Here is a 7,809-nt window from a genome sequence, read left to right as displayed (position 1 = left end):
CGGTCCCCCGCGCGCCAGTTGCGTACCACCAGCTCCGAGGCCAGCGCCCTGGGATCCCACAATCCCGCCTGATTATACCCCGCAGCGGCGGAAGAGAGCGGAAGCAGGGAAACCCGGATGACACTGCCGATCTCGGCAACCTGGACCTCCCCCGGCACCGGCAGGCGGTACTCGTAGTCCGGCGCCGGCGGCCGGGCCTGCCCGCGCCCGCGTTGCAGGCGCACCTGGCCGCGCACCCGCGTCGCCCGCCAGCCTCCGGGCAGCTCGCAGGACTTGGCCGGACCCGCCGTCGCCGGCGCCGCCAGCCGCAGCACTCCCTCGACGTGCTCGAAGTCGAGGCGCAGCCCCAGCGACTCTCCCGCCGCCCGCAGCAGCCGCCGCTTGAGGGCGAGCGGATGCCGGGCCAGGGCGCGGGGGTCGAGCGCGCCCTCGCGGAAGACTGCCGCCAGCAGCCGCTCCACTTCCCCGCTCCAGTATTCTTCTTCGGCGCGGGCCACCTCCGCGCTCTCCGCCAGCACCCGCGCCAGCGACGGGTTGTAGTCGCGCTCCAGTTGCGGCAGCAACTGGTGGCGGACGCGGTTGCGCAGGTGGCGCAGGTCGCGGTTGCTCTGGTCCTCGCGCCACCCCTGGCCCAGCCCGCGCAGGTAGTCCTCGATCTCGCGCCGGCGCACGCCCAGCAGGGGGCGCACGATGGCGGCGCCGCCCGCTCCCTCCACCCGCTGCCGGGGGAAGATGCCGGCCAGCCCGCGGGTGCCCGAGCCTCGCAGCGTGCGCATGAGCACGGTTTCGGCCTGGTCGTCGAGGGTGTGGCCGGTGGCCACGCGCTCGGCCGCGCCCGCGTGCAGCAACTGGCGGAACCAGGCGTAGCGCAAGTCGCGGGCCGCGGTCTCCAGGCTCAGGCCCTGGCTGGCGGCATGCGCCGGAGCCGCGCCGGAGGCGAGGTGCAGCGGCAGTCCGTGACCCCGCGCCAGTTCCGCCACGAACTCCTGGTCGGCGTCGGCCTCGGCGCCGCGGATGCCGTGATGGAAGTGCGCCACCGCCAGCACCACGCCCAATTCCGCGCGCAGATCCAGCAGCAGGCGCAGCAGGGCCACCGAGTCGGGGCCGCCGGAGACCGCCACCGCCACCCGGTCTCCCGCTCGTAGCAGGGCATGTTCGCGGATGTAGGCCAGAACGCGCTCGACCACGGTCCCATGGTAATCCTGCCGGCCCCGCGGGGTCTAAGCGGGCCGCTGGAATCCACACCATCCCGCCGGGCGGTTGAGGCGCCTTCGCCACCCGGGGTAAACTCTTCGCCCTATGAAGAAGACCATCCTCATTGCCAGCGTGTTGCTCCTCAGCTTGCCCGGCGCGTGGGCGCAGGAGTGGGCCAAACAATCCCTCGAAAAGTCGCCGCGCCACCAGGAGTGGGTCTCGGTGAAGCACGGCGACCGCACGGTGCAGGCCTTCGTGGTCTATCCCGAGCGGAAAGAGAAGGCCCCGGTGGTGATCGTGATCCACGAGATCTTCGGGCTCACTGACTGGGCGCGCAGCGCCGCCGACGAGCTGGCCGCCCACGGCTACGTCGCTATTGCTCCCGACCTGCTCTCCGGCTTCGGCCCCAAGGGCGGAGGCAGCAGCGACTTCGCCAGCACCCAGGACGCCGTGAAAGCCATCTCCGGGCTGGATCCCGACACCATCACCGCCGACCTCAACGCGGTGGCCGACTACGCCAAGACCCTCCCCGCCGGCAACGGCAAGATTGCGGTGGCCGGCTTCTGCTGGGGCGGCGGCCAGTCCTTCCGCTTCGCCACCCACCGCAAGGACCTGAGCGCGGCCTTCGTCTTCTACGGCCCGCCTCCCCAGGACCTCTCTTCCATCACCGCTCCCGTGTACGGCTTCTACGCCGGCAACGACGCCCGCATCGGCGCCACCGTGCCCGGCACCGTCGAGGCCATGAAAGCGGCAGGCAAGAAGTACGATCCCGTCACCTACGAGGGCGCCGGCCACGGCTTCATGCGTGCCGGCGAGGACCCCGGCAACACCAATCCCGCCAACAAGACCGCCCACGACCAGGCCTGGGAGCGCTGGCTCAAACTGCTCAAGGAGATGTGACCGGGCGGGGAGTCCGCGCCATGAATCCCTGCTCCAGTCGTTGTCATTCCGAGCGCAGCGAGGAATCTGGGTTCTTCGCTGACGTCTGACGTCCGAGGTCTGACGTCTTGCTTTTCAGTGATCCGATGACTCAATGATCCGATGAGAAGTGCTCCCAGCCCCGCGGCAGCAGCGCCTTGCGCTGGCCGTGGCTGTCCATCAGCCAGACCTTTTTCTCGCGGATGATCTCCCCGATGCGGCTGAGGCGCACCCCGCCCAGGGTGCGCGGGATCTTCCGGTCCGGCCGGGCCGTGAACAGCAATTCGTAGTCCTCGCCGCCGTGCAGGGCGAAGTGCAGGGTGCTGGTGGCGGCGGGCGAAGTGTGGGCGCGCGGGATGCTGGACTCGCTTACCACCGCGCCCACCCCGCTCTCTTCGCAGAGGTGGGCCAGGTCGGTGGAGAGGCCGTCCGAGAGATCGATCATGGCCGAGGCCAGCCCCTGCCGCCGCAGCCGGGCTCCCACCGCCACCCGCGGCGGAGGATAGAAGTAGGCGCGCGCCGCCGCCGGCTCCACCCGTCCCGACTCCCGCAACTGGTAGAGCGCCGCCGCCGCGCCTCCCAGAGAGCCGGTGACGTAGACCGAGTCCCCCGGGCGCGCCCCCGAGCGCAGGATGGCGGCGCCCGCGGGCACCTGCCCCAGCACCACCACGTCGGCGGCCACTCCGCCCGCGCTTGCGGCGGTGTCGCCGCCCGCCAGCGGGATCCCGAACTTGCCGGCCAGGCCCAGGAAGCCGCGCAGGAACTCGTCCACCCAGGACTGGGGCGTCTCCGCCGGCAGGGCCAGCGAGAGGAAGGCGGCCAGGGGCTCGCCGCCCATGGCGGCGATGTCGCTCAGCCCGCGCGCCAGGCAGCGATGGCCCACCGCCCGCGCCGCGTGCCAGGCGCGCCGGAAGTGCACGTCCTCCAGGGTGAGGTCGGTGGTCAGCAGGATCTCGTGTCCCGGCGACAGCCGCAGCAGGGCGCAATCGTCGCCTATCCCCGCGACCAAGGAACGTCCCCGGCCCCCGGCCGCGACCCGGCGCCGGATGCGCGCGATCAACTCTCGTTCCGGTAAGGGCAAGATGCTACCCAATATATAGGAAGCGGCAGGCCGGGAAAGCCCGCCACCCCCCGGCACTTTTTTGCATCCTCGGGGCCCCGGGGCCATCCAATCCCCAGACGGTCAGTATCCCCAGAACGCAGGTCCATCCCCATTCGTAACCGGAAACCCACCCGAACGTCCTTGACACCCGGGAAAGCCGTTTGTTACCTTTCCCGAGCCGTTGTTCTCGTTTCCCTGGCCGTAGGCCCGTAAAGGGGTTACCGCCCCACCCGTCGCGGTGGCTTCAATGCTACGAAGCTTCGCGATGGTCAACTCAACGGCGGGCCGATCTGGGTAGAAGAACCTTGGGTCCGCGGAAAAAGGCGAGGTATTTTTCTTTTGCGTAAGCGCTATTACATTCTGCTGGTGGCCCGGGACGCCGAGGGCCAGCTCCGCAAGATCCCCGTTCCTCTGCACTATCTTTACGTGTTCCTGGCCGGGGCCCTGATCGGGATGTTTTCCATCACCGGCATGGCCGGCTCCTACACCCGCATGCTGGCCAAGGTGATGCGCTTCAACCAGCTGCGCAGCGAGAAGGAAGCGCTCAAGACCCGCTACTCCCAGCTGGAGCAGGTGGCCCAGGAGAAGCAGGTCCAGGTGGCCTCGCTGGGCTCGCTGGCCAGCGACGTCTCCACCCTCTACGGCCTGAAGCCCGACGGCGCCTTGATCAAGGCCGCCGAGAACCAGTTCGCCACCTCCGACCAGGTGGCTTCCTCCCTCGACCAGTTGCACGTCCTGCGCAACACCGCGCTCTCCGGCGCCGCCACCATCGCCATCGGCTTCGGCCCCAGCCAGAGCCTGACCACCTCCGACTGGCTGCGGCTGGCGGCGCAGCCCGCGCTCTGGCCGGTGGAAGGCCCGGTCACCGGAGGCTTCGGCGAGCGCATCGATCCGTTCAACGGGGAGGGCGCCTTCCACACCGGCGTCGACATCTCCTCCAACTACGGCCACCCCGTCATCGCGCCCGCCGACGGCGTGGTCACCTTCGCCAACACCGAGAGCGGCTACGGCAACCTGCTGGTCCTGGACCACGGCTACGGCATCAGTACCCGCTACGGCCACCTCTCCGGCTTCGCCGTGACCCCGGGACAGACCGTGCACCGCGGCGAGGTCATCGGCTACGTCGGCTTGACCGGACGCTCCACCGGGCCCCACCTGCACTACGAGGTCCGCATCAACGAAGTCCCCGTCAATCCCTACAAGTACCTGCGCAACACCATGGCCCAGTCCATGAACCTGCAGGACGTGCCCCCGGGAAACTAGCCTTAGCGGGCTTTCGCCTTCGATCCACGCTTGGGCGTGGATTTTTCTTTGGGCGGGGGCGTGGGCTCAGGAGCCACGCTCACCGGTGCTTCCGAGAGCGCCTTCCGCAGGAAGCCCTGGGTGAAGGTGGCCTTGAGGATGGCGCGCTTGCCCTCCTGGCTGACCGCGATGCTGTCGAAGAAGGCCTTCACGTCCGGGTCGGGACCGCCCAACTGCTCGCTCGCTTCCGCGCCCCGGAAGATGGCCAGCATGGTGCCCGCGTTCTCCGTGATCTGCCGGGCCTGCTGCTCGTCGCGGGCCAGGGCCTCCATCCGCACCTGGATCGAGCCGGTATAGCGCAGGGAAGCCACCAGCGTCGCGCCCGGCGCCAGCGTGCGCAGCAGCGCCGGCACGGTCAGGCCGCCGGCGCCGTTCTCCGGGGGCGCCTGGGCCAGCGCCCACACCACGCTGCCGAAGGGGACGTCGCGGAAGTGCTCGCGCACCAGCGGCGGGCCCAGCACCGGCAGGGCCGACTCCACGTAGTGGTCGATCATCTCGTGCATGGGCTCCGGCTCCCGCGTGTTGGAGACCGCCACCATGCTCACTCCCAGGATGGCCACGCGCACCGTCCGCCCCTGGTTGGGGACGCTGTAGATGTCGATGTTGCGGTAGCGCTCGCTGCTCATCGCCAGCCGCCCCAGGAAGGCGGTCAGGCGGCTGGAGTCGAAGCGGCCCACGAAGATCTCCGAGGAGCGCACCTGGTCGGGCGAGGGCGGAGGCCCCCCCGGCGGCGCCGGGGGAGCGTGCACGGCGAACGCGGCCTGGTCCAGGTCGCGCTCGAACTCGAAGCCGGTCTGGCGGATGAAGTTGTCGTATTCCGGATCGTGCGGCACCGCCGGCGCCTGCCCCAACAGCGTGACCGCCCGGCGGATCGTCTGCAGGTCCACGTACACCACCGCGTCGGCGTTGGAGGGCAGCAGGCGCACGGCTTCGGGGGCGGCGCGCCGCCACAAGTAGATCACCACCGCCGCCGCCACCACCACCAGCAGCATCGCGATCAGGAGGGTAAGCTTGCGTCGGCGCATGGCGGGAAGGGTCAGGGACGGGGTCCGCGAAGTGGCCGTGAGCCACCGTCTTCCGGTAGAATCATACAGGAGAGGCATCATAGCACTGGCGTGCGGAGCCGGCCCGGGGAGGGATGACCAGGGAGTAACCTCGGCGCGTTTCCCCGGGGCCTGAAGGGGGAGTTCTGTTGCACGTCAAGTTCCGTTTGTGCTAACCTCTTTAGGTTTGGCCCGGCAGGCGGGAAGGAATCGGCTGGCGTAGCTCAGCTGGTAGAGCATCTGATTTGTAATCAGAGGGTCAGGGGTTCGAATCCCTTCGCCAGCTCCAGACTACGCCGATACGGCGGCGGCGCGCGTCTTCAGCAAAAGGAACGCACTCCACGAGGATACTTTTTCCGACAAGTGCCCGGTTCTGTGCGGAAGTATGTTCGCGCACTTTCCCTGTCCGGCAACGAAGGTTCGGCGCGGTGGCGCCGGTAAGGATTTTCAGCACCGGGCTCCGCGCGCAAGCAAACTCGGCGGATCGTGGACAGGTGGCCGAGCGGTTAATGGCAGCAGACTGTAAATCTGCCGCTCCTTGGAGCTACGGAGGTTCGAATCCTCCCCTGTCCACCAGGATTTTCGAATGGTGCGGTTGATGGCGGCGCTGGCGGCGTACGCGGTGCTGGCGTTGGCGGCGGCCCGGACTTTGACGGCGAAGATACCGGTGGGAGACCACACGGTCGAGCTGCGCGATTTCGTCTGGGTGATCCTGGCCGGCTGCGCGCTGCTGACCATCCTGCATCGCCGTGACCGTGCCGGTTCCGCCAAGAGCGGGGACCCGTAGCGGCCGGGAAGGATTGACAACCGAGAGTGCCGGAGGGCGGGAGTAACTTGAGCCGCTTGGCGGGCGTGAGCGAGGCGAAGCCGAGCGGGAGCCCGCCGGCGAAACCCTGAGCGAAGCGAAGGGTCTTGCGGTAAGCAGGACAGAAAGTGAGCGGGAGTAACTCAGTGGTAGAGTCACAGCCTTCCAAGCTGTTGGTCGTGGGTTCGATTCCCATCTCCCGCTCCAGAGTTCAGGCAGCACGGCGGTAGAGGGAGTGAGTTTGCGAGCCGATGTAGCTCAGTTGGTAGAGCACTCCCTTGGTAAGGGAGAGGTCACCAGTTCAATCTTGGTCATCGGCTCCAGAGTTGATTCGACGCGCAGGTGATGGCGGACGTGGCGTTTGAGCAGGCAGGCATCAAGGTCGAGCGGCTCGAGGAATTCGAGCAGCTCCGCGGCGCCCTCCAGCGCGTCTTCGGAAAAGAGCAGGTCGAGAGGTTTTTGAGGACGCTGGAGAAGAAACGCATCCTGGTCCGCGACTTCGCCGCCGTGCTGGAGAAGCGGGTGCTGGAGGAAGTGGACGGGGCGCTGGCGGCAGCGGGCAAACCGGCCAAGGCGCTGTATGCGTCCCTGGCCCTCTCGGACCAGGCGCAGATCCGGGAGTTCTATCTGGTGGAACTGGAGAACGTGGAGCCGCAACTGCGCCGCAAGTTCCAGAACATTTATCGCTACGCCTGAGGCAGGCACTTATGGCTAAGGAAAAATTCGATCGCACGAAGCCGCACGTGAACGTAGGGACGATCGGGCACATCGATCACGGCAAGACCACGCTCACGGCGGCCATCACCAAGGTCTTGGGGAAGAACAACCCCAAGGTGAAGTTCCGCAGCTTCGACTCCATCGACAACGCGCCCGAGGAGAAGGCGCGGGGGATCACCATCGCCACCGCGCACGTGGAGTACGAGACTCCGAACCGGCACTACGCGCACGTGGACTGCCCCGGCCACGCCGACTACATCAAGAACATGATCACGGGGGCGGCGCAGATGGACGGCGCCATCCTGGTGGTGGCGGCCACCGACGGGCCCATGCCGCAGACCCGCGAGCACGTGCTGCTGGCGCGCCAGGTGGGGGTGCCCTACATCGTGGTCTTCCTGAACAAGTGCGACGCGGTCGACGACAAGGAATTGCTGGACCTGGTGGAACTCGAGGTCCGCGAGCTGCTCAAGAGCTACCAGTTTCCGGGCGACCAGGTGCCGGTGATCCGCGGCTCGGCCTTGGGGGCGCTGAACGGGGAGGCGCAGTGGGAGAAGGCCATCGACGAGCTGATGGCGTCGGTGGACAAGTACATTCCGCTGCCGCCGCGGGAGACGGACAAGCCCTTCCTGATGCCCATCGAGGACATCTTCTCGATCTCGGGGCGGGGCACGGTGGTGACCGGCCGCATCGAGCGGGGCAAGGTGAAGGTGGGCGAGGAAGTGGAGATC

At 68.1% G+C, this 7,809-nt stretch carries 8 protein-coding genes and 4 tRNA genes; 9 read left to right on the top strand and 3 right to left on the bottom strand.

Annotated features, from left to right (window positions below; all coding sequences use genetic code 11):
• Positions 1-1,187 (bottom strand): tRNA lysidine(34) synthetase TilS (tilS, locus tag VEG08_07885; protein ID HXZ27904.1); only part of this gene is annotated, 1,187 nt, incomplete at its 3' end.
• A gap of 112 nt (positions 1,188-1,299) precedes the next feature.
• Between tilS and VEG08_07880 the strand changes: the two genes are divergently transcribed.
• Positions 1,300-2,094: a dienelactone hydrolase family protein gene (locus VEG08_07880; protein ID HXZ27903.1), complete on the top strand. Its 795-nt coding sequence runs from the start codon at positions 1,300-1,302 to the stop codon at positions 2,092-2,094.
• 130 nt (positions 2,095-2,224) lie between these two features.
• On the opposite strand, the gene thiL is transcribed toward VEG08_07880, so the two are convergent.
• Positions 2,225-3,250 (bottom strand): thiamine-phosphate kinase, encoded by a 1,026-nt coding sequence (gene thiL, locus VEG08_07875; GenBank protein ID HXZ27902.1) that lies wholly within the window; start codon positions 3,248-3,250, stop codon positions 2,225-2,227.
• A 303-nt stretch (positions 3,251-3,553) separates the two neighbouring features.
• On the opposite strand from thiL, the gene VEG08_07870 reads away from it, so the two are divergent.
• Positions 3,554-4,477: a M23 family metallopeptidase gene (locus VEG08_07870; protein HXZ27901.1), complete on the top strand. Its 924-nt coding sequence runs from the start codon at positions 3,554-3,556 to the stop codon at positions 4,475-4,477.
• Positions 4,478-4,479: 2 nt separating this feature from the next.
• Here the strand turns inward: VEG08_07870 and VEG08_07865 are convergent, their stop codons facing one another.
• A complete protein-coding gene (locus tag VEG08_07865) occupies positions 4,480-5,541 on the bottom strand; it encodes a hypothetical protein (protein HXZ27900.1) in 1,062 nt (353 codons plus the stop codon).
• Positions 5,542-5,772: 231 nt separating this feature from the next.
• On the opposite strand from VEG08_07865, the gene VEG08_07860 reads away from it, so the two are divergent.
• The 7 genes from VEG08_07860 to VEG08_07830 all read left to right on the top strand — a co-directional run.
• A tRNA-Thr gene (locus tag VEG08_07860) sits at positions 5,773-5,848 on the top strand.
• 199 nt (positions 5,849-6,047) lie between these two features.
• Positions 6,048-6,135: transfer RNA gene (locus tag VEG08_07855), tRNA-Tyr, on the top strand.
• Between the two features lie 10 nt (positions 6,136-6,145).
• Positions 6,146-6,346: a hypothetical protein gene (locus VEG08_07850; GenBank protein HXZ27899.1), complete on the top strand. Its 201-nt coding sequence runs from the start codon at positions 6,146-6,148 to the stop codon at positions 6,344-6,346.
• A gap of 150 nt (positions 6,347-6,496) precedes the next feature.
• Positions 6,497-6,571, top strand: a tRNA-Gly gene (locus tag VEG08_07845).
• A gap of 40 nt (positions 6,572-6,611) precedes the next feature.
• Positions 6,612-6,687: transfer RNA gene (locus VEG08_07840), tRNA-Thr, on the top strand.
• A 22-nt stretch (positions 6,688-6,709) separates the two neighbouring features.
• On the top strand, positions 6,710-7,060 hold the full coding sequence (locus tag VEG08_07835) for a hypothetical protein (GenBank protein HXZ27898.1): 351 nt from the start codon (positions 6,710-6,712) through the stop codon (positions 7,058-7,060).
• 11 nt (positions 7,061-7,071) lie between these two features.
• A partial coding sequence (locus VEG08_07830; GenBank protein ID HXZ27897.1) for an elongation factor Tu occupies positions 7,072-7,809 on the top strand: 738 nt, incomplete at its 3' end.

The sequence above is a fragment of the Terriglobales bacterium genome (assembly GCA_035624475.1).
Lineage (GTDB): Bacteria > Acidobacteriota > Terriglobia > Terriglobales > Acidobacteriaceae > DASPRL01.
Note: the sequence above shows the minus strand (reverse complement) of the source record. Positions and strands in the feature narration are given on the sequence as shown.